This is a genomic window from Flavobacterium aquiphilum (assembly GCF_027111335.1).
GTDB classification, from domain to species: Bacteria; Bacteroidota; Bacteroidia; order Flavobacteriales; family Flavobacteriaceae; genus Flavobacterium; species Flavobacterium aquiphilum.
The window spans coordinates 1,737,998-1,762,014 of the sequence record NZ_CP114288.1 but is presented as its reverse complement, the minus strand read 5'-3'; the positions used below and the strand labels follow the sequence as shown (position 1 = coordinate 1,762,014).

The following is a 24,017-nucleotide window of genomic DNA, read 5'->3' as shown; positions in this document are numbered from 1 at the left end:
ACGATTTTATTTTTGGACATTATAAAACCAACAATCCAAATTCCCTCAAAGTGTTTACAGGTTTCGAATACCAAAACAACTCGAAGTCTTCCGATTGCTTTTCAAAATCGGCTTTTATTTCCTGAAAAGAATAAGTTTTCACGTTTGAAATCGAGATTTTTTGAAGTATTTCGACAAGCCATTCGCCTTCATTTTTTGAAGTTTGAATCGTAAAACTTTCCTTTTTGTCATGAAAAGTTAAAGACAACATTTCCCATGAGTTACCTTTTTTTGATTTGGTGAAATGTTCAACAGTAGGTTTTCCGCCTAACCAAACAATTTTGGCAGTAGGCTTAATATTAAAATTGGCATCTTTCTGAAGTGCATCATAAATAAAATCGGGACCAATTTTGCTCTTTGGAATTTTGAAATCGAACCATTCCTGCAAGTCATAATCAAAACAGATTCCGTGCATATAATTGAACAGCGATTTCTTCAATCCAAAACTGAATTTATCGTGGTCGATTCCTGTTGAATCTATAAATTGTATATCGTTATTGGCAAAAACCACCCCTAGCCCCTCCAAAGGAGGGGAAGTTGGAACAGCTCCATACTGCTCCGGAAACATTCCCACCGGACTGTGAGCCGTCATCGCAAATTGATGCCAAAACCCCGATTGCAAAACGCCTGCTTCAAACAATTGACGTACCATTTCAAGGCTATCCACCGTTTCCTGAACCGTTTGGGTTGGATAACCATACATCAAATAAGCGTGTACCATAATGCCCGCTTCGGTAAAATTACGGGTAACTTTGGCCACTTGCTCTACCGTAACACCTTTGTCAATTAGTTTCAGCAATCTGTCCGAAGCTACTTCGAGTCCGCCAGAAACGGCAATACAACCAGAAGCTTTTAATAGCAAACACAAATCGGCCGTAAAACTTTTTTCGAAACGAATGTTTGTCCACCAGGTAACCGATAATTTCCTGCGAAGGATTTCGAGTGCCAAAGCCCGCATCAAAGCAGGAGGCGCAGCTTCGTCAACATAATGAAAACCGGTTTCTCCAGTTTGGACAATCATTTCCTCCATTCGGTCGCAAAGCAAACTCGCCGCGACAGGTTCATACAACTTGATATAATCCAGAGAAATGTCGCAGAAAGTACATTTTCCCCAATAACAGCCGTGCGCCATCGTAAGTTTGTTCCAGCGTCCGTCACTCCACATTCGGTGCATCGGATTTACAATTTCGATAACCGAAATGTATTTATCCAACGATAAATCCGAATAATCCGGTGTTCCCACTTGGGATTGTTTGTAATCCGGTTGAGTGGAATTGTTTTTATAAACTACTTTTCCATCTTCTAACAGAAAAGTCCTTTTAAACTCCCCTAGCCCCTCCAAAGGAGCAGGATTCGATACCAAATTGCATAACAATTCTATTGGCGTTTCGCCATCATCCAAAGTGATATAATCAAAAAACTCAAAAACCCGAGGATCCGAGAGCGAACGCAATTCGGTATTTGGGAAACCGCCGCCCATTGATATTTTTATATTTGGGTAATGCTTTTTTACCCATTGTGCAGAGCGGAAAGCACTGTATAAATTTCCCGGAAATGGAACCGAAATCAAGAATAATGTCGGCTGAATATTTTCTATTTTTTCCTTTAAAATCGAAAGCAGAATCGAATCAATATAAGTTGGTTCCTGTTGCAAGGCTTCATACAATTCATCAAAAGAATTGGCACTCCGACCAAGACGTTCCGCATAGCGGCTGAAGCCAAAATTTTCATCGATGCATTCCACGATAAAATCCGAAATATCTTCGAGATACAAAGTTGCCAAATGCTTTGCTTTGTCCTGTGTTCCCATTGTTCCAAAAGCCCAATCCAATTCTTCCAACTGAGCAAAACGAGAAGCTTCGGGCAAGAAATCCTCCTGACAAATTTGAAGTGCCAATGTTGGATTTTTTCCCTGCAAAAAAGCAATAACCGAATCGATGGTTTTGATGTATTCGTCTTTTAAGGCAAAAATTCTTTGGGCATTTGTTGTTTTTGGTTTATCGCTTATTGTAGTCTGACTAAAAATAGCTTCTAATCCTTCTTTTGAGAACAATTCCAATATCACATCAATACCCAAATCCGCCTGAACCGATTCGATGTTTTTAGTATTCAAAAAACCCTTTATGTACGCAGTTGCCGGATACGGAGTATTCAGTTGGGTAAAAGGCGGTGTGATGAGGAAAAGCTTTGGTTTCAAGAGAAATATTTTCTGCAAAAATAAGGGATATTTATAATCTTTTTTTGGAAAAGATTTTTCTGGTCAACATTTAATTTTTTATTTTGTCTTGTAGATATTTAATTACATTTGTCAAAACCCAAATTATTCAAATGAAATATAAATTACTTCTTATATTTTTCTTTATCGCTTTACAACTGTTTTCTCAAAGCAAAAACCAATCTACAGGTTTTAAAGAAAACAAGGGGCAAATTATTGATCAAAAAGGCAAACCCAACAATGCTGTAAAATATCTTTTGAACTCTAGTGGGCTAAATGTTCAGTTAAAGAAAAATGGATTTTCATATGATATATACGAAGTAAAAAAAAGTCCTATCACACCTTCAAAAACAGCTAAAACACTACCCTATCAGATTCCTGAAAAAGATAAAAACGAGGAACAAAAATATAGTTTAGAATACTTATATCACAGAATTGATATCGACTTTGTAAACTCAAATCCAAAAGTAGAATTGGTTACAGATCAAAAATCTACAGATTTTGACAACTATTATAATGTTCCAAATAAACCCGAAGGAATTACTGGAATTTATCAATACAAACAAATAACCTATAAAAACATTTACCCAAATATTGATATTGTTTTTTCAATTCCGAATGATCCTAAAAAAGTCGTTGAATATAATTTTGTGATTTATCCTAAAGGAAAAGTTTCTGATATTCAATTAAAATTTAGTGGAGCTCAAACAGATTTAGTTGACAACAAAATCCAAATGGATGTTCGTTTTGGAAAAATGGAGGAAACGCTGCCTGCCAGTTGGGTTGAAGATGAAGCCAAAAAGAAAGAGATAACTATTGCGTATCGAAAAATTAAGAATAATATTTATGGATTCGAAACTTCCAATCAGGTTTCAGATAAAACTGTAATTATTGATCCGGTGCCTACAAGATTGTGGGGGACTTATTATGGGGGAGATGGAGAAGAGAATAATTTTAACGGAATCGTTAAGACAAATAATCAATTTGTTTATATCGGAGGGTATACCACCAGTTTAACAAATATTTCAACTAGTGGAAGTTATCAACCAAACTTTATTTCCAATGAAGATGGCTTTATTGCAAAATTTGATTCGGATGGCCAGAGAATCTGGAGCACCTATTATGGAGAATCACATAGAGATATATTTAGAGCTTTAGATTTTGACACATATAACAATATTTATGCCGCAGGGCAAACTGGCAGTACAAATAACATTTCTACATCTGGTTCACATCAGCAAAATTACAACAATTGGTATGATGGTATGATAGTTAAATTCGACTCAAATGGTCATAGAATATGGGGAACTTATTATGGAGGAGGAGGTATAGACCAAATTACTAGCATTAAAGTTGACCACAATCAAAACATAATTGTGACGGGATATACCCAGAGTGTAAGCGATATTGCAACACCAAATAGTTTCAAACCCACAGCAAATACTTACGTTAATAATTCTGGAGAAGATGGTTTTTTAGCTAAATTTAATGAAAATGGAGTAAGAATATGGGCAACTTATTACGGAGGAGATGGACTAGATAATTTTTTTTCAGTTGATATTGATTCAAATAATAATATTTTTTGTTCTGGAACAACTAGTAGTTTTCAGGGAATTTCAACCCCAGGATCCTATAGAGAAACATTTAATTACAAAACCATATTGTGGAATGACACTTTTGTTGTAAAATTTAATACTAATGGAGAAAGGTTATTTGGAACTTATTATGGTGGATTAGATTACGATGTTAATTCTCAAATATTAATTGACAAAGAAGATAATTTTATAATTTCTGGTTACACTAGAAGCACCGATGATATTGGAAAAACAAATTCTTTTCAAGCAAACAACAATGGTCAATATGATTCTTATTTAGCAAAATTCACTAATAAAGGAAATCTAATCTGGAGTACATTTTATGGAGGCGAAGGGTTTGATGGCCATTGGGGCAAAAATTCAGTAGCTATTGATGAAAACAACTCAATTTATTTATATAGCAGCGGAACAAGTTCCAATAACATTTCGACAATTGGTTCTTTTCAGGAAAATTTAAAAGGATATAGCAATCTGTATATAGTCAAATTTAGACCGAACGGTGAAAGAGTCTGGGGAACATATTATGGAGGGTCATCCTCTAATTATTCAGGAGATATTTCCTATGATAAAAATGGCATTTTTTATCTTTCTGGTTGGACTTATAGTAGCACAGACATAGCAACTCCTAATGCCTTTCAGACGCAACTTAAAGGCACATATGATACTTTTCTAATAAAATTTAAAGACTGTGAATCAACCACTTCAGCAACAAGTAACTCACCGATATGTAATGGAAATTCCTTAGAACTTAAAGCATCAGGTGGAACAAATTATTCTTGGACAGGGCCAAATGGGTTCATATCAACGGATCAAAACCCAACGATACCAAATGCTACTACAATTAATAGTGGAGAATATAGTTGCCTAATCACAGGAACTGGTAGTTGTGATGACACCAAAAAAATCAATGTTGTAGTTGCTAATACAGCTTCTCCAACAGGAAATACAAATCAAACTTTTTGTTCTAATCAAAATGCAACAATTGCAAATATCCTAGTTACAGGAAGTTCAATAAAATGGTATGATGCTGCAAACAATGGTACTTTGTTAGCCGAAACAACAAGTTTGCAAAATGGTAAAACCTATTATGCTTCACAAACCATCAATAATTGTGAAAGTCCTAGATTTGGAATTACTGTTTCTATAGTAAACACCCCTTCTGCTCCAACGGCAAATGCTAATCAAGCCTTTTGTAAAAACCAAAATACAATGTTGAACAACATTCAAATATCAGGACAAAATATAAAATGGTACGACACTAATTCTTCGACTACCAGTTTGTCAAATACAACTTTATTAGAAAACAATAAAACCTACTACGCCTCACAAACTGTAGGATGTGAAAGTGCGAGAACAGCCGTTTTAATCCAAATTAATGTTACGCCTTTACCAACCGGAAATAATAACCAACAATTTTGCATCTATGAAAATGCCACTTTTTCAAATCTCAATATTACAGGGACTAATCTAAAATGGTACAATTCGGCAGTAAATGGAAATAATTTACAAGAATCAATATTGCAAAATGGTGTTTATTATGTAACCCAAACATTGAATAATTGTGAAAGTGAAAGATATGCTGTTACTGTAAAAGTTCAGGATACTCAAATTCCGATAGCCGATTCCCCACAGGCATTTTGTATTCAAAAAAATGCTTTAATTAGGGATATTGATATTACGGGACAAAATATAAAATGGTACGATAGCAACACTTCTTCTACAAGTTTGACAGAATCAACTCTGCTTGCAAACGGAATTACATATTATGCTTCACAGATTATAAACAATTGTGAAAGCGATCGAATCCCAGTAGCTATAAATATTCTTAATGCAACCGCTAGTGATTGTATCAACCTTATTGACGAACTTCCCTATCCCAAATTCTTCACACCCAATAATGATGGATTCAATGATCATTGGACAATTGACTTTGCTTATTTGGCACCAAATTCAACCATCAAGATATTTGATCGTTATGGAAAATTAATCAAAGAATTAATATCTGGTACTTCCTGGGATGGAACCTATCAAAATCTACTCTTGCCCTCAACGGATTATTGGTTTGTAGTAACCCTATTTAGCGGTGCTGAATTCAGAGCTCACTTTAGTTTAAAAAGATAAAATAGACATAAAAATAAAGCCCTTAATTGGGCTTTTCTTTATTTTACCTGCTTCAAAATCCAACTTGAAATTTCCTCCAAGGCAACTGGTGAAAAGGTTTGCTCAATTGTTTCATATTCAGTAGGTAAACCTGTTTTACATTCCTGAAAAAGATGATTCAAATTAGGCAATACTTTGGTCGTTGTTTTTTTATTTTCTCCTTTAGCGAGTGCTTTTTTTATCGCATTCAAGTTTACATCAGCTTGAACTTGAAGGTCTTTATCACCGTTTATGGCCAAAACAGGACATTTCACTTTTTCTAAAGCTGATGCCGGATCAAATTTCAGAAAATAAAACATCCAGGGATTCGTAATTTGAGTAGTTAACCCACTTATTTGTTGCTCGCTCATTTTATTTCCAAATTGCGATTTGAAGTAGCTATTGATTTTCATTTTTAGATTATCATCATTTGCGGTCGATGCCAAAATTATATCATACACTCCCTTAAAAATTCCCTGTCCTTTTTGGATTTCGCCTTCAGGAACTCCCATTTGGCGCTCTATTTTTTCTTTTTGCAAAAGCATCAATTTATCCCCGCGAATTCCAGTTCCGGCTAATAAAACTATGAAACCTACATCCTTTGAATTTCCAGCTACAATCGGTGCTATCACTCCTCCTTCACTATGTCCTATCAATCCTATTTTGGTTTTATTAATTTCTTTTCTGGTTTTCAAAAAATCAATTCCTGCCTGAACATCACGGGAAAAATCCATTGTAGTCGCTGTTTTAAAATCACCTGTTGATTTTGCAACACCACGATCATCAAATCGCAACACCGCAATTCCTTTTTTAGTCAAATAATCAGCCAAAACAAGAAAAGGTTTGTGACCAAATAACTCTTCATCCCTATTCTCCGGCCCACTTCCGGTTATCAAAATTACAGCGGGAAAATTTCCTTGTTTTTTGGGCAAAGTCAAAGTTCCTGCCAAAACGTTCTTATCGGTTTTATTTTCGAAGGTAACTTCTTCAGAATAATATGGATAAGGTTTTTGCGGCTCTTGTGGTCTTACTATGTCCTTTTTTTCAACTGCTGTTCTTGATAAATTCAAAGGAAAAACTTGGCCTCTTTGCGTAAATTCACCAACTAAATTATTATCACCATCTAACTTTCCTTCGTAAACAATTAGAGCGCTTGGTATTTCTAATTTCAAAATAGAATTCTCAAAACTGGTCTTTGTGAATGGAATTCCTTTTGCCCCTTGATCGGGACTGTCCATAGTTGAACTATAGCCCTTTTCGGATTTAGTAATATTGAACACAACTCTTAATTGACTTCCCGGCACTTTTATGATACCATTCCATTGACCTGTGATTTCTTGTCCTGTCATTATAAAAGCAGACAAAATTGTCATTACAAAAATTACTTTTTTCATCATTTGATTTGATTTGATTATCATGAACTATAACTGATCTTAAAAATGAACTCAGATTTTTAAACACTCTTATCTTTTTTCTCTAATTCCTTAAACTTAACATAGGAATAAACCATTGGGACAGTAGCTAAAACAACAACTAAGGAAATAAACACAAAAGCAAACGAAGGATTTTGAAAAATCAATCCTCCCAATACGATAAGAAGCCCTCCCATAAACCAAAGTTTTCCGGCAAAATTATGAGTAGCTTTCCAAACCTCATTATTTTCCAATGTCCAAGGAGTACGAATCCCGATAAAATAATTGGGTTGAATTACTTTGAAATAATTTCCCAAAACCAAAAATAAAATTCCGATCAGAATGTAAATGAAATTTGGACTCGAAAAAGAGGGATTCTTGGTTATGAAAATGATAAACAAAGCCATTATCGACATGCATAAAACAAGGAAAAACCTTAATTGATAAAACTTCCCACCCATTAAAGCGATTCTTTTCTTGGGATCTATTTTTGGAACAACTAACAATAAAACATACATTAAAACCGGCAGCATAAACACCATTCCTATTAAGGAAAACTTGTCGCCCCAATGATCCACTTCGCCTTTGTAATTCCAATGAGTAGGCACTTTTTCCGGTAATGTTTTCCAAATAAAAGCCAAATAGGCAAACGGCATTAAGACAAGTGCGATAATAGGAAGTTCTTTCCTAAAAGTTGAGTTCATAACTTATTTTTTAAAGGTTAAAATCCATTGTAAAACATCTTCCATTATCGTGGTATTTATGGAATAGAAAATAAATTGTCCCGATTTTTCGGCAGTAATCAAATCGGCACGTTTTAAAATATCCAAATGATGCGAAATACTGGGTTTTGAAATATTAAAAGCATCTGCAATTTCTCCTGCAGTCAAATCCTTCTCTTTCAAAAGCTCCAAAATCTCTCTCCGAGTAGCATCATTCAATGCTTTAAATACATCATTCATCATCTAAATCATTTAAATATTTAGACAAATATCTAAATACTTTTTTAATCTGCAAAAAAAATGGACAACAATTTAATTTGCTGCCCATTTTATATAGTGTTTAAATGAATTTTAAAATTTATGTTCTTGCTTACTAATTACCAATAATGCAATTAGCGAAATACAAGCTGCAGCAGTAAGATACATCCCCACTGAAGCTATTCCATAAAGATCAGATAACTTAATTGCGATCATTGGTGCAAAAGCTGCACCTAAAATCCCTGCCATATTAAAAGTCAATGAAGCTCCTGTATAACGAACGGTTGTTGGAAATAATTCAGATAAAAAGGTGCCTAACGGTCCGTATATGAATCCCATTAATGACATTCCCAAACAAACAAAAGTGGTAACCAGTACAATATTATTTGTCGTTAAAAAGAATGAAAAGAAGAAACCAAAAATAGCTATTGCAATAGTTGTGTAAATAAGCATTTTTCTGCGACCAATTTTATCTGCTGCCAAGGCTGAAATTGGAATAAAAATAGCAAAAAACAATACTGAGAACAACTGAATTAAAAGTGCTTCCCTATTAGAAAACCCTAAACCTTTAGTATTCCAATTCAACATAAAAACAGTCATTAAATAGAACACCAAGAAGGTTGTAACAGCGGCCAACGTACCAAAAATCAATTGATTTTTATACAATTTAAAAACAGTTACAAAAGGCACTTTCACTTCCTTTTGTTCCTCTTTTGAATTTTCAAAAGCTGGAGTTTCAGTAATTTTTAATCGAATATAAAAACCAACAATCACCAAAAGAGAACTGGCAAGGAAAGGAATTCTCCAACCATAATCCATAAAATCGGCACTACTCATACAATCCGTCAAAACTAAAAAAGTACCTCCTGACAACAATAAGCCTATCGGTGCTCCTAGTTGCGGGAACATTCCATACCAGGCACGTTTGTTTGGCGGTGCATTTTCGATAGCCAATAAAACGGCTCCACCCCATTCGCCTCCTAAACCAACACCCTGACCAAATCGGCAAAGCATTAATAAAATAGGTGCCAAAATCCCAATACTAGCATAACCTGGTAAAAAACCAATGCTTATTGTCGAAAGACCCATCGTCAATAGAGCAACAACCAACGTTACTTTCCGCCCAATCTTATCGCCATAATGACCAAAAACCGCCGACCCTAAAGGTCTTGCAAGAAAGGCTATGGAAAAAGTAGCTAATGATTCTAAAGTAGAACTTGTACTATCGGCACCCGGAAAAAACAATTGAGGAAAAACCAACACAGCAGCATTGGCGTAAATATAAAAATCAAAAAATTCGATGGTTGTACCTATTAAGCTTCCAAAAAGAACATGCTTAAGAGAATTCACCTGATTAGGTTTATTTTTCATTCTGGTTTTAATCTAATTTTATTTTTAAGAAAATTGGGTGTAAAAATGCTTCTATTTTTTTAAAGCAACAAACATTTATTTATTAAAACAGGACTTTATTGTGAAAAATTCAAAATTGACAACTAAAATCAAACCTCTTTTTCAAACACGAATTGCACTAATTTTCACGAATTAATTATTGCTTTAAATCACACAAATCAGAAAATATGCCTTTTAAAATCCATGCATTCCCGTTTGCTTTTTGAATTTTGCCTTTTGCTCTTTGCTTTTACCCCTTGCTTTTATTTATTTTCATTAAATTTACAGCTATCAAAAAATAAATCTAAAATTATGCCTACCGACTGTATCAGCTATCAAACCTCAGGATATTTTTCCAAATTGATACATGATTATTTAGATCAAAAACCAGAATTAAAGCCCTTATACAACCATTTCCCTACTCTCGAAAACTTTGAAAAACAAATCGAGGAAAAAAAAGTCAATTTCAATGACAATTACAAAAGACAAACTTTAGTTAATGTCTTAAAAAGTCAATATGCTGAATTGAACGTTTCCAAAGAAACTTTAAACAATATTGAGCTTTTAAATAATGACAATACTTTCACGGTTACGACTGGACATCAATTAAACTTGTTCAGCGGCCCATTGTACTTTTTATACAAAATCATTTCAACCATTAATCTTACCAAGGAATTAAAAGCAAAATATCCGGAAAATAATTTTGTCCCAATTTATTGGATGGCGACGGAAGACCATGATTTTGAAGAAATCAATTATTTCTGTTTCAAAGGGAAAAAATTCCACTGGAACAGAGAAAGTTCCGGCCCTGTTGGACGACTATCTACTGAAGGTTTGGACGAATTCCTTGAAATATTTGCTCTTGAAATTGGGCACAGCAACAATGCCAACACTATCAAAAAGTTATTTGAAGATTCGTATCTAAAACACGATAAGCTTGCCGATGCCACTAGATATTTAGCAAACGCTCTTTTTGGCGATTCAGGATTAGTTATTCTGGATGGAGACAATGCCGAATTGAAGTGCAGTTTTATTCCTTATATAAAAGAAGAATTACTTCAACAGACTGCAGTCAAAAAAGTAAACGAAACCAACGAAAAACTCAGCGATTACTTTGTTCAGGTGAATCCACGAGAAATCAATTTATTCTATATCGAAGATAATTTACGTGAGCGAATTATTCTGGAAAACGGAATTTACAAAGTCAACCACACTAAAATCGAGTTTACCGAAACTGAAATCTTAGCACTATTAGAAAGCAATCCCGAAAAATTCAGTCCGAACGTAATCATGCGTCCTTTATACCAAGAAGTGATTCTGCCTAATTTATGTTACATTGGCGGTGGTGGAGAAATTGCTTATTGGCTCGAACTTAAATCTTTTTTCGCTTCCGCAAAAGTGACTTTCCCAATGTTGCTGATACGAAATTCTGTTCTTTTGGCTACCGAAAAGCAAAACAAAAAAGCTAATAAACTCAACTTAACTTGGTCTGATTTATTTTCAAAGCAAGCAGCTTTAGTCAATCGCATTACTGAAAAACTTTCAGATTTTCCAATTGATTTCTCCGAACAAAAAGAAGCATTACAAAAGCAATTCGAAAAACTTTTAGAACTTGCCAATCATACCGACAAATCGTTCTTAGGAGCTGTAAAAGCACAGGAAGTTAAACAAACCAAAGGATTGGAAAATTTGGAAAAACGATTTCTCATTGCCCAAAAAAGAAAATTCCATGACGAATTGCAACGCATCATTGACCTCCAAAACGAATTGTTCCCGAATCAAAGTCTTCAGGAGCGTCAAGCCAATTTTTCGGAATTCTACTTGGAAAATGGAGAACAACTTATTCCCAAATTAATGAATGAACTCAAACCATTGGAACAAAATTTTAATATAATTATTTTCTAAGCTACTAAGATTCTAAGTCACTAAGTCGCTGAGATATTAAATCTCAAAAAACTTAGTAACTTACAAGCTTAAAAACTTAGCAACTAAAAAAGATGACCAAAGACCGCCTTATTTCACTTGATGTTTTTAGAGGATTAACCATTTTATTAATGACCATTGTCAACAATCCTGGTAGTTGGTCAACCGTTTATCCTCCATTACTTCACTCAGAATGGCATGGTTGCACTCCAACCGATTTGGTTTTCCCTTTTTTTATTTTCATTATGGGAGCGGCAATTCCTTTGGCAATGCCAACTAAAACTTATGACGAAACCACCTTCAACAAAATCCTGACCCGTTCGCTGCGGATGTTTTGTTTGGGTATTTTTTTCAACTTTTTTGGAAAAATACAACTCTTTGGTCTGGAAGGAATTCCTTTAATGATTGGTCGTTTAGCTATAGCGGCTGCTGTTGGATACGCTTTGATGGGGAATTTCAATGCCAAAACAAAAACTATTTTGGCACTTTCAATTTTGGTAATCTATTTAATCTTAGCCTATGGCGACTTCGAAGATTACGAAATAGTAAGGCTTCCTGGAGTCTTACAACGTATCGGGATTGTTTATTTTGTTGCCTCCCTTTTGTACCTAAAAACCAGTCAAAGAACGCAATTATTGGTTACGATTGCAATACTTCTTGGTTATTGGGCAATCATGACGCTTATTACAGCTCCAGGCTTTGAAATCACAAATCTTGAAAAAGAAACCAACCTTGCCGCTTGGGTGGACAACCTTTTGCTAAAAGGACACATGTGGGAAGCTACCAAAACATGGGATCCAGAAGGAATCCTCAGCACCATTCCGTCAATAGCAACCGGAATTATCGGTTTATTCGTTGGACAATTACTCAACAATCCTCTGTCAAAATTGGAAAAAGCCAAAAAAATGGCAATTTCAGGAATCGCTCTAACCATTTTGGCATTGCTTTGGAATATCGTTTTCCCAATAAACAAATCGCTTTGGACCAGTTCTTATGTATTATTAACAGCAGGATTGGGCACATTTATCTTTTCCTTTTTATACTATTGTATCGACATCTCAGATTATAAAAAAGGAACCAAATTATTCCTGATTTGGGGCGTAAACCCAATGATAGTATTCTTCCTGTCCGAAATTATTCCACAGGCAATGATTATGGTTTCGTTCCCAAACCCATCAACGCCCGATGAAAAAATCAATCTTTTAAACTACCTTTACACCTTTGGAATACACCCGTATTTCGATAACCCAATGACAGCTTCCTTAGTGTTTGCCTTGCTTTATGCCGGTTTATGGTCGTTGCTGTTGGCCTATTTTTACAAAAAGAAAATGTATTTCAAAGTTTAAATCCGAAGTTTGTTTATTGTTTTTAGGAGCAGAACATTTGCATTTCTATCAACATTGTTCCTGCCGTCCGCTATATCTGCGCCGAACCCCGGGACCACAGGATGCCACTCCCGTCAGGGCTAAAAATCAACAATCTGCATTTATACAATAATCCCAAAAGACCTATACGTCCCTAAACTCTCAATAATGACAAATTTTCATCACTAAATTGACAATTTGCTAAAATCATTCGATAAAAAAAGTATATTTTTGCACAAATTTTTAAAACACAGAAAAAAATGGCGACTAATAGAACATTTACAATGATTAAACCTGATGCGGTTCAAAACGGACACATCGGAAACATATTAGCAATGATCACAAACGGTGGTTTCAAAATCGTTTCTTTGAAATTAACTCAATTAACTGTTGCAGATGCTAAAGCATTTTACGCAGTTCACGCAGAAAGACCTTTCTACGGAGAATTAGTAGAATTCATGTCTCGTGGTCCTATAGTTGCCGCTATTTTGGAAAAAGAAAATGCAGTTGAAGATTTCAGAACTTTAATTGGTGCTACAAACCCAGCTGAAGCTGCTGAAGGTACTATCCGTAAAGCATACGCAACTTCTATCGGAGAAAATGCAGTTCACGGTTCTGACAGCGACGAAAACGCTGCTATCGAAAGTGCATTCCACTTTTCAGGAAGAGAGCAATTTTAATTTAAGATTTCTGAATTTAGATTTTAGATTAAAAAAACATAAAAAAATCCCGTTTCGGTTTAATTCGAAACGGGATTTTTGTTTCTAAAATAGTACACCTAAAAAATCATTTCACTGTAGCCACATTTCCTGTTCGTGTGAGCACTCCCCAGCTTTGACTTTCGCCTTTTAGAGCTTTTCTGAGTGCCCTAAATAAAATCACATACATCAATTGTCGGTAAACAAATCGTTGTGGGATTAACCAAAACAATTTGGTCAATTTTTCTTTTTCAAAAATAAAGGCAATCACACTAACCAACACGTCAACCAACATAAAAACGAGATAGTAAATCAGTATTTTATAAAGACTTTCGGGATTGTTATGATTCCATATTAAGCTCAAAATAAGCACTAAATCAGCCAAAGGAGCAAATATCGGCAACACAATCTGAAAAATCAGAATATTCGGCAATGCGACCATTCCCAATCCTCTGTATCTAGGATTAAAACACGCATCACGGTTTTTCCAAAAAGCCTGCATGATACCATAACTCCATCTAAAACGCTGCTTCATAAACTCTTTCAAACTCTCGGGAGCCTCGGTTACCGCAATAGCTTCAATGCAATTGATAATGCGATAATCGCTTCTCAAAATACGAATAGTCAAATCGCAGTCCTCCGCAAGCGTATCGGTCGTGAAGCCTCCAGCTTTTTCAATAGCAGCTTTCTTAAACGCTCCAATTGCACCTGGCACAACTGTTATTCCATTAATCAAATCAAAAGCTCTTCGGTCAAAATTCTGTGCCGTGGTATATTCTATGCTCTGCCATTTGGTAAGCATGGTATTTTCGTTTCCTACTTTTACATTTCCGGCTATTGCACCAATTTCAGCATTATTTTTAAGCCGCATTGTGAATCCTTTCATTAATTGCGAAATGGCATTTTTTTTCAGTTGCGTATCAGCATCAATACAAACAACATAATCATTTTGCGTCAATTTGATTCCGTAATTCAATGCCGATGCTTTTCCTCCATTAGGTTTGGTATGCACTTGTACTTTCGGATTATCTTTGAAAGCTGTACTTACCATCTCAAAAGTTTTGTCTTTGGAACCATCATCCACAAAAACAATATCAAAATCCGGATAATCCTGGCAAAGTAAATTTTCAATGGTTTTAACCGCATTGATTTCCTCATTGTAAGCAGGCACAATAATGCTTACTTTAGGATTTCCTTCATTTACTTTATAAACTGGCGGATATTTATAATTTCTCCATTTATTTGTAAAAGCCATTATCGCCATTAATGCGATACGCAGAAAACCAAGCAAAATAGCAACCCAAAATGTGGCAATGATAAAATGTCCTAACCAATAACCAAAATCAAAAATGATATTATCGACCGTTAAATAAGGGCCTTTTGCTTTAGGCATGATTTCGTTTTTCTTCTTGCCTAATAATTGATGAACCGTTGTAAACTGAATATTTTTACTTTTAAAATATTTGATAATTCGAGGTAAGGCATCAACTGTCGCCTGTCTGTTTCCACCGGCATCGTGAAGCAGAATAATTCCTTTTTCAGGATTTGCCTCATATTCTTTTACTATTCGTTTGTAAATAGTATTGGCTGTTACTCCTTTTTCCCAATCGTTTGGATCAATACTTTCCCCGACTGTATAATAATTTTGCGCTTTACTTAACGCAATTGGTTTTAATTCGGTTTCCGTTGTTGGCTCGGCATCGGCATTATAAGGCGCCCGAAAAAGCACAGTGCTTCTTCCAGTAACGGCTTCGATTAACAATCTGGTTGTTTCCATTTCTGATGAAGCCCGTTCAGGACTAACTAATGCGATATTAGGATGGGTAAAAGTATGATTCCCAATTTCGTGTCCTTCATTATAAATTCTTTGCAACAGAGGAATATTATCTTCACCCTGAAGGCCTATAACAAAAAATACAGCCGGCACTTTTTCTTTTTTCAGAATGTCTAAAATTTGTGGTGTATAGATTGGGTCAGGTCCATCATCAAAAGTCAAAATGACTTGTTTGTGCACGTTTCCGAATTTACTAATGACATATTTGGTTGGCAATTCCAAATACTTTTGTTCGGTAATAATGTGATCACCTTTATCGATTTCCAAATGTATTTTTCCGGGTTCAGGATCGGCGATAACATTTAGAATTTCTCCGTCTCCAATATAAGAAGGACTCTCGATTCGGGTATTAATAATCTCCATTGACTTAAAATCAAAAGACTTATTGTTGAAGCTTTCGTTGGTCAAACTCCTTTGATAATAACTCCACAAACGTTGATCTTCGCTGCCCAATCTCCACAAAGCAGTTCCAGCCAAACCATATTCATCGCTAAATCGGATGGTATTAAAATTGGTAGCCGCATCGGTAAAATTTACCTGATGTTTTTTACCGTTTATATCGGTATAGCTGAAAGAATTGTTGTAACTGTTGTCATTGAACTTAATGGTTGCTTTATACTGCTTTGCCATAGCAATTGCCTCATCGTAGGTAATCGTTTCTCCTTCGTCTTTTTCCTGCCAATCGTAGCCATACCCCGCAAAACAAAGAATGATTTTGTTCGACGGAATCTCTCTTGCGGTTTTATCTACAACTCGTTCAATCCATTTCTGGCTGCTGATATCGCCGGGAATACTACTTGCATAATGTTCATCATAGACCATCAAAAACATATAATCATTGTATTTTGACAATTCTTTTATATTAAAATCTTCGTCATTGGCCATTATATCTTGGGTAACCGTATATCCAAGTGGATGAAGTTTTTCATACAACTCTTTCTGAAAAGCAATTATAGGTTCATCACTATTTTCTTTGAATTCCTCAAAATCAATATTTATTCCTTGTAATTTGTATTTATTTAAAGTCTTAACAATATCATTAATAAGTCTTTCTTTTTTTGACTTATCATGAAGAATTCGATGAATAAGATTTCCATCAAAATCGCCTTCTCCTATTGATTCGTTGATGTTATTAATTAATGGAACGATTTTCACTTTGGATTTCTTCATTATCTTCAAAGCTGCTGTATCAATTTCAGTTTTCAGCAAATCGGTTTTCGGGTCAATAAAAAACCATTCCGGAACCACCATATTGAGTTTGTCGATATTTTTTTGAAGAGAAAACAAACTTTGCGGATCCCAGTCAACATAAAAGGCAGCGCGAATTTCTGCGGCAGTTTTGGTTGTTTCTGGTTGTTTTTGCAGTTTTTCGACTTTTGATTTTGCTCTTAGAAAATAATCAAACCCTTTGAACTTTTTTAATTCCTTTGCGCTTAAATCTCTTGGAATTACTGGATTTTCCAAACTATGTTCAATCTGAGTACTATTTGCCAGAAGTGGTAATTTTGGTTTCAACCCACTTTTTAAAGTGATATAAAAAATGGGAATCATTAAAATCAAAAGAAACAAAATTAGTCGGCTTGACCATTGAAAAGTTCTCCAGCGATTTTTTGTCGCAGTCTGAAATATTTGTTTTTTATCATCCATATCCTTATTGCTTTTAAACGAATATTGAAAAGAAAACCAATCGAAAAACTTAACTTATAAATTCTAAAAATTCCGAGAATTTCGATATATCAAATCAATTTTAACTAGAGAAAAACATTTTCCTCATAAATAAAATTCTTGATAAATATAAAAATGACAAATGAAGATAAAATGAATATAGAATAAATACAGCGATTAGCTCCCAAAATCCTAATTCCATAAAATTACAAAAGAAAACTTCCAAAAAAAACAACTAACAAAAAGACTACCAATACATTAAGCCAATTACAAACCATAAAAAAAAGCCTGAACACATTATTATGCATTCAAGCTTTTTATATTTTTTTCTAAAATGAAACTGAAAAACTATCTCAGCACTACATCCTTCACAACATCTCTACGCAACTCTTCATTGATCATTTTAATAATCTTTGATTTACCATGACTTAACTCCTCGCGCAAAACCGATGAAGTCAATTCAACATACAATGTAGTTCCTTTCAGAATAACATTTTTAGTATACGTTTTCACTCCATTCCCCATCAAATTGCACCAGGCTTCCCTCACATCAATTTGATCCATTCCGGATTGCAATTTATTAACCTCAATAATTTGCTTCAGAACATCACCTACACTGCTGTGATCATTTAGTCTTTTTGCCATCGTCCGTCAGATTTATAGGTCCAGTTTTTTTATAATGATATTCCTTTTTTTCAGCATTCAAAACCACTAATTCCTTGTCTGTCAAAGTTAGTAATTCCTCGCTCCACTTCATATATGGTGTATTGTAATCCAAATAAATATGCTCATCAGCAAATCTAACTTTCACATTTTCAAACGTATTGTTTACCAAAAAAGTGCCATCCAATTGTGGTACTACTTTCTTTCGTATTCCAACATTATTTTTGTCAATTTGAAAATAATCATACGCCTCATTCATTCCATATTGCTTCTCTTGCCCATCATCAAAAACCACTTTTTCAATCTCCCAATAACCGTTGATTTTAGCAACATCAGCTGGAGTTATTTTTTGCTTACAACCCGAAAATAAAAGGGCAACTAGTAAAACACCAAATACTTTTTTCATATAATAATTATTTTTAGAAGCTAATTCCTGCTATCAAAGCACATTAATTAATGCGACAAAGTTAAACTTTATAATTCCAAAGAAAATAAAAAAACACCTTCACACTAAACTATTTTGCATATTTTTGGTCTTACCCAAAACTAACTTTCACAACCATGTCTAAATCAATACTTTTAATAGTTTTTGCATTTTTCTGCATCAATTGTTCTTCAGATAATAACGAACCTGCTCCTACGCCAACTCCTACAGAAACCTTATATTTTCCGCCGCTTTCAGGAACCACTTGGGAAACCAAAACCTTAGAAAGTCTTGGGTGGAAACAATCTGCAGTACAACCACTATTGGATTATCTCGAACTAAAACATTCTAAAGGCTTCATTATCCTTGTTAACGGTCGTATTGTTATGGAAAATTATTTTAATGGCCATGATGCCATTACCAATTGGTATTGGGCTAGTGCTGGCAAAACATTGACATCTACTATGACCGGAATCGCACAACAAGAAAACCTTATCAATATCAACAATAAAGTATCTCAATATATTGGAACTGGCTGGACAAGCATACCACTTGCCAAAGAGAATTTAATAACCTGTAAACATCTATTGACAATGACTTCTGGCTTGGATGACAGTACTGATGATGTTTCCCCTGCAGCACTTACCTATGTTGCAGATGCAGGAACACGCTGGGCATATCACAATGTATATGTAAAATTACAGGATGTCATTGCACAGGCAAGCGGGCAATCGTGGAGTAATTACTTCAATGCCAAATTAAGAGATAAAATAGGAATGAATGGCACGTGGTTTACATCCGGCAACAATATTGTTTACTACAGTACCACAAGAAGCATGGCCCGTTTTGGATTACTGATGTACAATAAAGGAAAATGGGAAAATAACGTAATCCTTAACGAAAATTATTTTAATGAAGCCACCAATACTTCTCAAAATATCAACTTAGGATACGGTTATTTGTGGTGGCTCAACGGTAAAGCCAATTATCATCTACCACAATCACAGCTTACTTTTCAAGGGAGTATTATTCCTTCTGCACCAAGCGATATGTTTATGGCTTTGGGTAAAAACGATCAAAAAATCTATATCGTTCCAAGCAAAAAAATGGTAGTTATCCGAATGGGAGATGCCGCCGATAACGTAAATCTCGCCCTATCCGATTTTGATGACACGCTTTGGAAAAAAATAAATGCTTTATATCAGTAAAAGCTTTTTACTATTTATTTTTAACTCTTTTTATTACGCCCAAAACAAAGAAAATAACGCCAATTAAAAGTAAAGCATAATATAGAGGAATGCTTTTCCCTCTAAAGACATTAGCTAATACAAAACCAACAATACTTACAAAGTAAAAGTGGATAGGACTAAAATTTTTCATAAAAACAACAGTCAATTATTTAAAAAAACTATCCACAAACTCGTACTTATTGAAAACCTGTAAGTCTTCAATACCTTCACCAACACCAATATATTTAACCGGAATCTGGAATTGATCTGAAATACCAATAACAACACCACCTTTGGCTGTTCCGTCCAATTTGGTAACCGCAAGCGAAGTTACTTCGGTAGCGGCAGTAAATTGCTTAGCTTGTTCGAAAGCATTTTGTCCTGTAGAACCATCCAAAACAAGCATTACATCATGTGGTGCATCGCCAACCACTTTTTGCATTACACGTTTTACTTTTGAAAGCTCATTCATCAGGTTAATTTTGTTATGTAAACGCCCAGCTGTATCAATAATAACAACATCTGCATTTTGAGCCACCGCTGATTGTAAGGTATCAAAAGCAACCGAAGCAGGATCACTTCCCATTTCCTGACGAACAATAGGAACACCTACTCTATCAGCCCAGATTTGCAATTGATCAATAGCTGCCGCACGGAAAGTATCGGCTGCACCCAAAACCACTTTTAAACCAGCCTTCTTGAATTGGTAAGCCAATTTCCCAATTGTAGTTGTTTTACCCACACCATTAACACCAACTACCATTAAAACATAAGGTTTTGTGTTTTGAGGTATTACAAATTCTGTAGTGTCAGCTGTATTGGTTTCCGATAGTAATCCTGCAATCTCATCTCTCAAAATATGGTTGAGCTCATCAGTTCCAAGATACTTGTCAGCTTCTACTCTTTTTTCAATTCGGTTAATTATCTTAAGGGTTGTATCGACTCCTACATCCGAAGAAACCAGGACTTCCTCTAAATTATCCAAAACATCATCATCCACTTTTGACTTTCCAGCCACAGCTTTGGTTAATTTGGAAAAGAAACTGGTTTTTGTTTTTTCTAGACCTTTGTCTAATGATTGCTTCGCCTCTAGGCTAAAGTTCGAGTCTTTTTTCTCTGAAGAGAATATTTTTTTAAAAAAGCTCATTTAAAATGAAATTTTACGGTTTGGAATTTACATTTATCAACTTAAACAAGAAAAATCAATTAAAAACAGAGTAATTTGTCTTTAAAGAAATTCCTAAAAAAGTATCTTAATTTCAAGATGTAAATATAGAAAATAAAAAAGCTACTTCCGAATGAAAGTAGCTTTTCTATAAATTGTAATAGTTATTATTTCTTTTTCAAGAATTCATCAACTTCTTCAGGAGCCATAATAGATTCTACGAATGTATATGCTCCAGTTACAGGAGATTTCACCATTTTAATGGCTTTTGATAATCTCTTAGAAGATGTTTGTAACGATGCTACGGTTTTCTTTGCCATGATTCAAATGTTATTTGAGTCTTATAAATCTTCAAATGTTTCCACTTTAGATTTTAATAAAATCTCTAATTATTATTTAATTTCTTTATGAACAGTAACTCTTTTCAAGATTGGATTAAATTTTTTAATCTCTAATCTGTCTGGAGTATTTTTTTTGTTCTTAGTTGTAATGTATCTTGAAGTTCCAGCAACACCTGATGCTTTGTGCTCAGTACATTCTAAAATTACCTGGATTCTATTTCCTTTCTTTGCCATCTTGCTATATATTTATTTTGGAAAAGATTATTTAATAAACCCTTCTGACTGCGCTTTTTTCAAAACTGCAGCGATTCCATTTTTATTAATTGTTTTTATCGTAGATGCTGCTACTCTAAGAGTAATCCATCTATCTTCTTCTGGAAGATAAAAACGCTTTTTAACTAAGTTCACAGAAAACTTTCTCTTAGTTTTGTTCATAGCGTGAGAAACGTTATTTCCTACCATCGCTCTTTTACCTGTAAGGTCACAAACTCTTGACATTATGCTTATCTTTTATCGTTATTCAAAATCAGGGTGCAAAGAAAAGAAAAATAAACCATCTACCAAAATATTTATTACTCTTTTTTAGAAATTTCTTTCAGTAATATTTCAAGCCCTTTTACCGAAGCTCTATCTATCACTTTTTCACGTGGTTGGCCAAAATCAAACCCTTCTACCAAAACTTCATTTGGCGTAGCCAAAGCAACATAAACCGTTCCCACACCAGCATCTGCCTCACCTTTTGACGGACCGGCATTACCGGTCGTCGCAATGGCATAATCCGTTTTCAGTAACTTTTTCACATTCAGAGCCATTGCTTTTGCAACCTCTGCACTTACAACAGAATGTTCCAGAATTAAATCCTCAGAAACTCCAAGAACGTTTATCTTCACTTCTGTTGCATAAGCCACGACACTTCCTTTAAAATAATTGGAAGCCCCCGGAACCGAAGCAATCATTTCAGCCATTTTTCCACCGGTGCAACTTTCGGCAGTTGATAAAGTAAGATTTCTTTTAGACAACATTCTCCCCAAAATCACTTGTATGGTTTCATCTTCCTCAAAACCAACAATAATATCCCCAATTATTTTAGTCAAAGAAAACACATTCTCCTCTATAGCTTTTTCTAGCAAGTCCCTATTAATTCCTCTCGCCGAAAGGCGCAAATTCACCCTTCCATACGAAGGCAAATAAGCTAACTTTATAAATTCGGGTAAATTATCTTCCCATTCTTCAAGTTGTTCGGCAACTGCACTTTCTCCACGTCCATAAGTCAGGATCGTTTTATGAAGAATATATGGTCGCTTGTAATCTTGAACAATTTTAGGAATAACTTCATTTTCAACCAAATATTTCATTTCAAAAGGAACACCCGGCAATGACACAAAAACAGTATTTTCCTTTTTTATCCACATCCCGGGAGCAGTACCAACCTTATTATAAAGAACAGTACACTTAGAAGGAACCAACGCCTGATCCTTATTGATTTGAGTAATAGGCCGTTTATAAAAACCTTCTATCAATTGGGTTACATGTTCAAGAACCGCAGCATCAACAACCAATTCATCTTCAAAATAATCACAGAATGTTTTCTTGGTAATATCATCCTTGGTTGGCCCTAATCCCCCCGTAATCACAACAATATCCACCTCATTTTGGAGTTTTAAAAAGGTATTTAAGATATGCTCTCGAGAATCACTTACAGACAGCATTTCATGAACCTCAACACCAATCCTATCCAATGATTTGGCTATAAAACCAGAATTTGTATCTACAATTTGACCAATCAGAATTTCATCTCCAATTGTAACTATGGCTGCTTTCATATTTTTAAACTTCTTCTATTATCTAAATAAAAAAATCCAACTATTGTACTTCCATACAACCGTTAGATTTTTATGTTTTATACTTTTTATAAAAAAATCAATACAATCATTAAAGGTCAAAATCTTTCCTCAACTCTTTAATAGCATCTTTCACTTGGGTTTTAACACTCTTATAAGTCTCGATTATCTCTTTCTTTTTCCCTTCAGACTTTGTCCAAGCCTCTATTTGCAGGATTTCTTCAAATGCCACATTCAAACCCAATAAATCCAAAGTAGGCTTCAATTTATGCGCAAAGGCATAAGTGTGTTTAAAATCCTTGTTCTTTATTCCTTCACCAATTTGCTTTAAATCTTCTGGAACTTCGGTAACAAATAAATTTAAAATTTCATCCACAAACTCCGGATCATTGTCTGAAAGTGCGTACACTTTTGATAAATTATATTTTAAAGCCATTATTTTACTTGTATTCTAAATAATTTTTTTTCTTCTAAAAACCCTTCCAAAACATCATTGGGTTTTACGGCCGCAACGCCCGCCGGAGTCCCGGTAAAAATAATATCTCCAATCTTTAATGTGAAAAATTGAGAAACATAAGACACTAACTCATCGATACTCCACATCATCATATTGGAATTTCCCTTTTGTACCGTCTCATTATTATTCTTCAATTCAAAAGTAATATTTTCCAACGAAACAAATTGGCTTTTAGGCAAAAAATCACCTATGACTGCCGAACCGTCGAAAGCCTTAGCTTTTTCCCAAGGCAACCCTTTTTCTTTCAACTTAGATTGTAAATCTCTTGCCGTAAAATCTATCCCCACACTAATCTCATCATAATATTTATGAGCGAATTTGGGCTCTATATACTTTCCTACCTTGCTTATCTTTACAATAAGTTCAATTTCGTGATGCACATCTTCCGAAAATTCAGGAATCACAAAAGGATGTTGTTTTAACAAAATTGCCGAATCCGGTTTCAAAAAAACAACTGGCTCCGTAGGGCGTTCGTTTTTTAATTCCTCAATATGATTGGCATAATTTCTACCGACGCAGATTATTTTCATTTTTTTTCTAAGTTGCTAAGCCTCTAAGAAACTAAGTTACTAAGAAATCCCAAA

The 24,017-nt window shown here is 34.7% G+C and carries 20 protein-coding genes; 5 read left to right on the top strand and 15 right to left on the bottom strand.

Annotation, left to right across the window (positions count from 1 at the left end; all coding sequences use genetic code 11):
• Window positions 1-19: 19 nt before the first annotated feature.
• Window positions 20-2,236 carry a B12-binding domain-containing radical SAM protein gene (locus OZP12_RS07490; RefSeq protein WP_281228420.1) on the bottom strand — a complete coding sequence of 739 codons (2,217 nt, stop codon included), beginning with the start codon at window positions 2,234-2,236 and terminating at the stop codon, window positions 20-22.
• A gap of 131 nt (window positions 2,237-2,367) precedes the next feature.
• Between OZP12_RS07490 and OZP12_RS07485 the strand changes: the two genes are divergently transcribed.
• Complete coding sequence (locus tag OZP12_RS07485) at window positions 2,368-5,970, top strand: DUF7948 domain-containing protein (RefSeq protein ID WP_281228419.1); 3,603 nt, start codon at window positions 2,368-2,370, stop codon at window positions 5,968-5,970.
• A 38-nt stretch (window positions 5,971-6,008) separates the two neighbouring features.
• On the opposite strand, the gene OZP12_RS07480 is transcribed toward OZP12_RS07485, so the two are convergent.
• The 4 genes from OZP12_RS07480 to OZP12_RS07465 all read right to left on the bottom strand — a co-directional run bounded on the left by OZP12_RS07480 (window position 6,009) and on the right by OZP12_RS07465 (window position 9,751).
• Window positions 6,009-7,385: an alpha/beta hydrolase family protein gene (locus OZP12_RS07480; protein WP_281228418.1), complete on the bottom strand. Its 1,377-nt coding sequence runs from the start codon at window positions 7,383-7,385 to the stop codon at window positions 6,009-6,011.
• 56 nt (window positions 7,386-7,441) lie between these two features.
• A complete protein-coding gene (locus tag OZP12_RS07475) occupies window positions 7,442-8,104 on the bottom strand; it encodes an SdpI family protein (protein WP_281228417.1) in 663 nt (220 codons plus the stop codon).
• Window positions 8,105-8,107: 3 nt separating this feature from the next.
• Entirely contained in the window at window positions 8,108-8,362 is a 255-nt protein-coding gene (locus OZP12_RS07470) for an autorepressor SdpR family transcription factor (RefSeq protein WP_281229032.1), read from the bottom strand.
• A 111-nt stretch (window positions 8,363-8,473) separates the two neighbouring features.
• Window positions 8,474-9,751 (bottom strand): MFS transporter, encoded by a 1,278-nt coding sequence (locus OZP12_RS07465; protein WP_281228416.1) that lies wholly within the window; start codon window positions 9,749-9,751, stop codon window positions 8,474-8,476.
• Between the two features lie 330 nt (window positions 9,752-10,081).
• Here OZP12_RS07465 and bshC point away from each other — a divergent pair, with 330 nt between their 5' ends.
• From bshC to OZP12_RS07450, 3 genes are all read left to right on the top strand, one after another.
• Window positions 10,082-11,674, top strand: a complete 1,593-nt coding sequence (gene bshC, locus OZP12_RS07460; RefSeq protein WP_281228415.1) for a bacillithiol biosynthesis cysteine-adding enzyme BshC — start codon at window positions 10,082-10,084, stop codon at window positions 11,672-11,674.
• A 92-nt stretch (window positions 11,675-11,766) separates the two neighbouring features.
• Window positions 11,767-13,038, top strand: a complete 1,272-nt coding sequence (locus tag OZP12_RS07455; protein ID WP_281228414.1) for an acyltransferase family protein — start codon at window positions 11,767-11,769, stop codon at window positions 13,036-13,038.
• Window positions 13,039-13,316: 278 nt separating this feature from the next.
• Window positions 13,317-13,736 carry a nucleoside-diphosphate kinase gene (locus OZP12_RS07450; RefSeq protein WP_281228413.1) on the top strand — a complete coding sequence of 140 codons (420 nt, stop codon included), beginning with the start codon at window positions 13,317-13,319 and terminating at the stop codon, window positions 13,734-13,736.
• Between the two features lie 106 nt (window positions 13,737-13,842).
• Here the strand turns inward: OZP12_RS07450 and OZP12_RS07445 are convergent, their stop codons facing one another.
• The 3 genes from OZP12_RS07445 to OZP12_RS07435 all read right to left on the bottom strand — a co-directional run bounded on the left by OZP12_RS07445 (window position 13,843) and on the right by OZP12_RS07435 (window position 18,322).
• Window positions 13,843-17,235 (bottom strand): trifunctional glycoside hydrolase family 18/polysaccharide deacetylase/glycosyltransferase family 2 protein, encoded by a 3,393-nt coding sequence (locus tag OZP12_RS07445; protein WP_281228412.1) that lies wholly within the window; start codon window positions 17,233-17,235, stop codon window positions 13,843-13,845.
• Between the two features lie 366 nt (window positions 17,236-17,601).
• Window positions 17,602-17,898 carry a DciA family protein gene (locus OZP12_RS07440; RefSeq protein WP_281228411.1) on the bottom strand — a complete coding sequence of 99 codons (297 nt, stop codon included), beginning with the start codon at window positions 17,896-17,898 and terminating at the stop codon, window positions 17,602-17,604.
• Window positions 17,879-18,322, bottom strand: coding sequence for a lipocalin family protein (locus OZP12_RS07435; RefSeq protein ID WP_281228410.1), 444 nt, complete (start codon window positions 18,320-18,322; stop codon window positions 17,879-17,881). The genes OZP12_RS07440 and OZP12_RS07435 overlap by 20 nt, the downstream gene beginning before the upstream one ends.
• Window positions 18,323-18,477: 155 nt before the next feature.
• Here OZP12_RS07435 and OZP12_RS07430 point away from each other — a divergent pair, with 155 nt between their 5' ends.
• A complete protein-coding gene (locus OZP12_RS07430; protein ID WP_281228409.1) occupies window positions 18,478-19,548 on the top strand; it encodes a serine hydrolase domain-containing protein in 1,071 nt (356 codons plus the stop codon).
• Window positions 19,549-19,735: 187 nt separating this feature from the next.
• Here OZP12_RS07430 and ftsY read toward each other — a convergent pair whose 3' ends face one another.
• From ftsY to OZP12_RS07395, 7 genes are all read right to left on the bottom strand, one after another.
• A complete protein-coding gene (ftsY, locus tag OZP12_RS07425; protein ID WP_281228408.1) occupies window positions 19,736-20,716 on the bottom strand; it encodes a signal recognition particle-docking protein FtsY in 981 nt (326 codons plus the stop codon).
• Between the two features lie 185 nt (window positions 20,717-20,901).
• The gene (locus OZP12_RS07420) at window positions 20,902-21,054 is read right to left on the bottom strand and encodes a DUF4295 domain-containing protein (protein WP_100429907.1); all 153 of its coding nucleotides are present in this window, start codon (window positions 21,052-21,054) and stop codon (window positions 20,902-20,904) included.
• A 72-nt stretch (window positions 21,055-21,126) separates the two neighbouring features.
• Window positions 21,127-21,309 carry a 50S ribosomal protein L33 gene (gene rpmG / locus OZP12_RS07415; protein ID WP_035640032.1) on the bottom strand — a complete coding sequence of 61 codons (183 nt, stop codon included), beginning with the start codon at window positions 21,307-21,309 and terminating at the stop codon, window positions 21,127-21,129.
• A 27-nt stretch (window positions 21,310-21,336) separates the two neighbouring features.
• Window positions 21,337-21,573, bottom strand: coding sequence for a 50S ribosomal protein L28 (rpmB, locus tag OZP12_RS07410; protein WP_024980263.1), 237 nt, complete (start codon window positions 21,571-21,573; stop codon window positions 21,337-21,339).
• Window positions 21,574-21,647: 74 nt separating this feature from the next.
• Window positions 21,648-22,898, bottom strand: a complete 1,251-nt coding sequence (locus OZP12_RS07405) for a CinA family nicotinamide mononucleotide deamidase-related protein (protein WP_281228407.1) — start codon at window positions 22,896-22,898, stop codon at window positions 21,648-21,650.
• 109 nt (window positions 22,899-23,007) lie between these two features.
• Window positions 23,008-23,352, bottom strand: a complete 345-nt coding sequence (locus OZP12_RS07400; protein ID WP_281228406.1) for an Hpt domain-containing protein — start codon at window positions 23,350-23,352, stop codon at window positions 23,008-23,010.
• Window positions 23,352-23,963 (bottom strand): fumarylacetoacetate hydrolase family protein, encoded by a 612-nt coding sequence (locus OZP12_RS07395; RefSeq protein ID WP_281228405.1) that lies wholly within the window; start codon window positions 23,961-23,963, stop codon window positions 23,352-23,354. The genes OZP12_RS07400 and OZP12_RS07395 overlap by 1 nt, the downstream gene beginning before the upstream one ends.
• Between the last annotated feature and the right edge of the window lie 54 nt (window positions 23,964-24,017).

Excerpts from the sequence above, each read along its gene's own strand:
- OZP12_RS07435 (WP_281228410.1), bottom strand. The coding sequence starts at position 18,322 with ATGAAAAAAGTATTTGGTGTTTTACTAGTTGCCCTTTTATTTTCGGGT.
- OZP12_RS07400 (WP_281228406.1), bottom strand. The coding sequence starts at position 23,352 with ATGGCTTTAAAATATAATTTATCAAAAGTGTACGCACTTTCAGACAAT.
- bshC (WP_281228415.1), top strand. The coding sequence starts at position 10,082 with ATGCCTACCGACTGTATCAGCTATCAAACCTCAGGATATTTTTCCAAA.
- rpmB (WP_024980263.1), bottom strand. The coding sequence starts at position 21,573 with ATGTCAAGAGTTTGTGACCTTACAGGTAAAAGAGCGATGGTAGGAAAT.
- OZP12_RS07480 (WP_281228418.1), bottom strand. The coding sequence starts at position 7,385 with ATGATGAAAAAAGTAATTTTTGTAATGACAATTTTGTCTGCTTTTATA.
- rpmG (WP_035640032.1), bottom strand. The coding sequence starts at position 21,309 with ATGGCAAAGAAAGGAAATAGAATCCAGGTAATTTTAGAATGTACTGAG.
- OZP12_RS07430 (WP_281228409.1), top strand. The coding sequence starts at position 18,478 with ATGTCTAAATCAATACTTTTAATAGTTTTTGCATTTTTCTGCATCAAT.
- OZP12_RS07405 (WP_281228407.1), bottom strand. The coding sequence starts at position 22,898 with ATGAAAGCAGCCATAGTTACAATTGGAGATGAAATTCTGATTGGTCAA.
- OZP12_RS07455 (WP_281228414.1), top strand. The coding sequence starts at position 11,767 with ATGACCAAAGACCGCCTTATTTCACTTGATGTTTTTAGAGGATTAACC.
- OZP12_RS07475 (WP_281228417.1), bottom strand. The coding sequence starts at position 8,104 with ATGAACTCAACTTTTAGGAAAGAACTTCCTATTATCGCACTTGTCTTA.
- ftsY (WP_281228408.1), bottom strand. The coding sequence starts at position 20,716 with ATGAGCTTTTTTAAAAAAATATTCTCTTCAGAGAAAAAAGACTCGAAC.
- OZP12_RS07450 (WP_281228413.1), top strand. The coding sequence starts at position 13,317 with ATGGCGACTAATAGAACATTTACAATGATTAAACCTGATGCGGTTCAA.
- OZP12_RS07445 (WP_281228412.1), bottom strand. The coding sequence starts at position 17,235 with ATGGATGATAAAAAACAAATATTTCAGACTGCGACAAAAAATCGCTGG.
- OZP12_RS07395 (WP_281228405.1), bottom strand. The coding sequence starts at position 23,963 with ATGAAAATAATCTGCGTCGGTAGAAATTATGCCAATCATATTGAGGAA.
- OZP12_RS07440 (WP_281228411.1), bottom strand. The coding sequence starts at position 17,898 with ATGGCAAAAAGACTAAATGATCACAGCAGTGTAGGTGATGTTCTGAAG.
- OZP12_RS07420 (WP_100429907.1), bottom strand. The coding sequence starts at position 21,054 with ATGGCAAAGAAAACCGTAGCATCGTTACAAACATCTTCTAAGAGATTA.
- OZP12_RS07470 (WP_281229032.1), bottom strand. The coding sequence starts at position 8,362 with ATGAATGATGTATTTAAAGCATTGAATGATGCTACTCGGAGAGAGATT.
- OZP12_RS07465 (WP_281228416.1), bottom strand. The coding sequence starts at position 9,751 with ATGAAAAATAAACCTAATCAGGTGAATTCTCTTAAGCATGTTCTTTTT.
- OZP12_RS07485 (WP_281228419.1), top strand. The coding sequence starts at position 2,368 with ATGAAATATAAATTACTTCTTATATTTTTCTTTATCGCTTTACAACTG.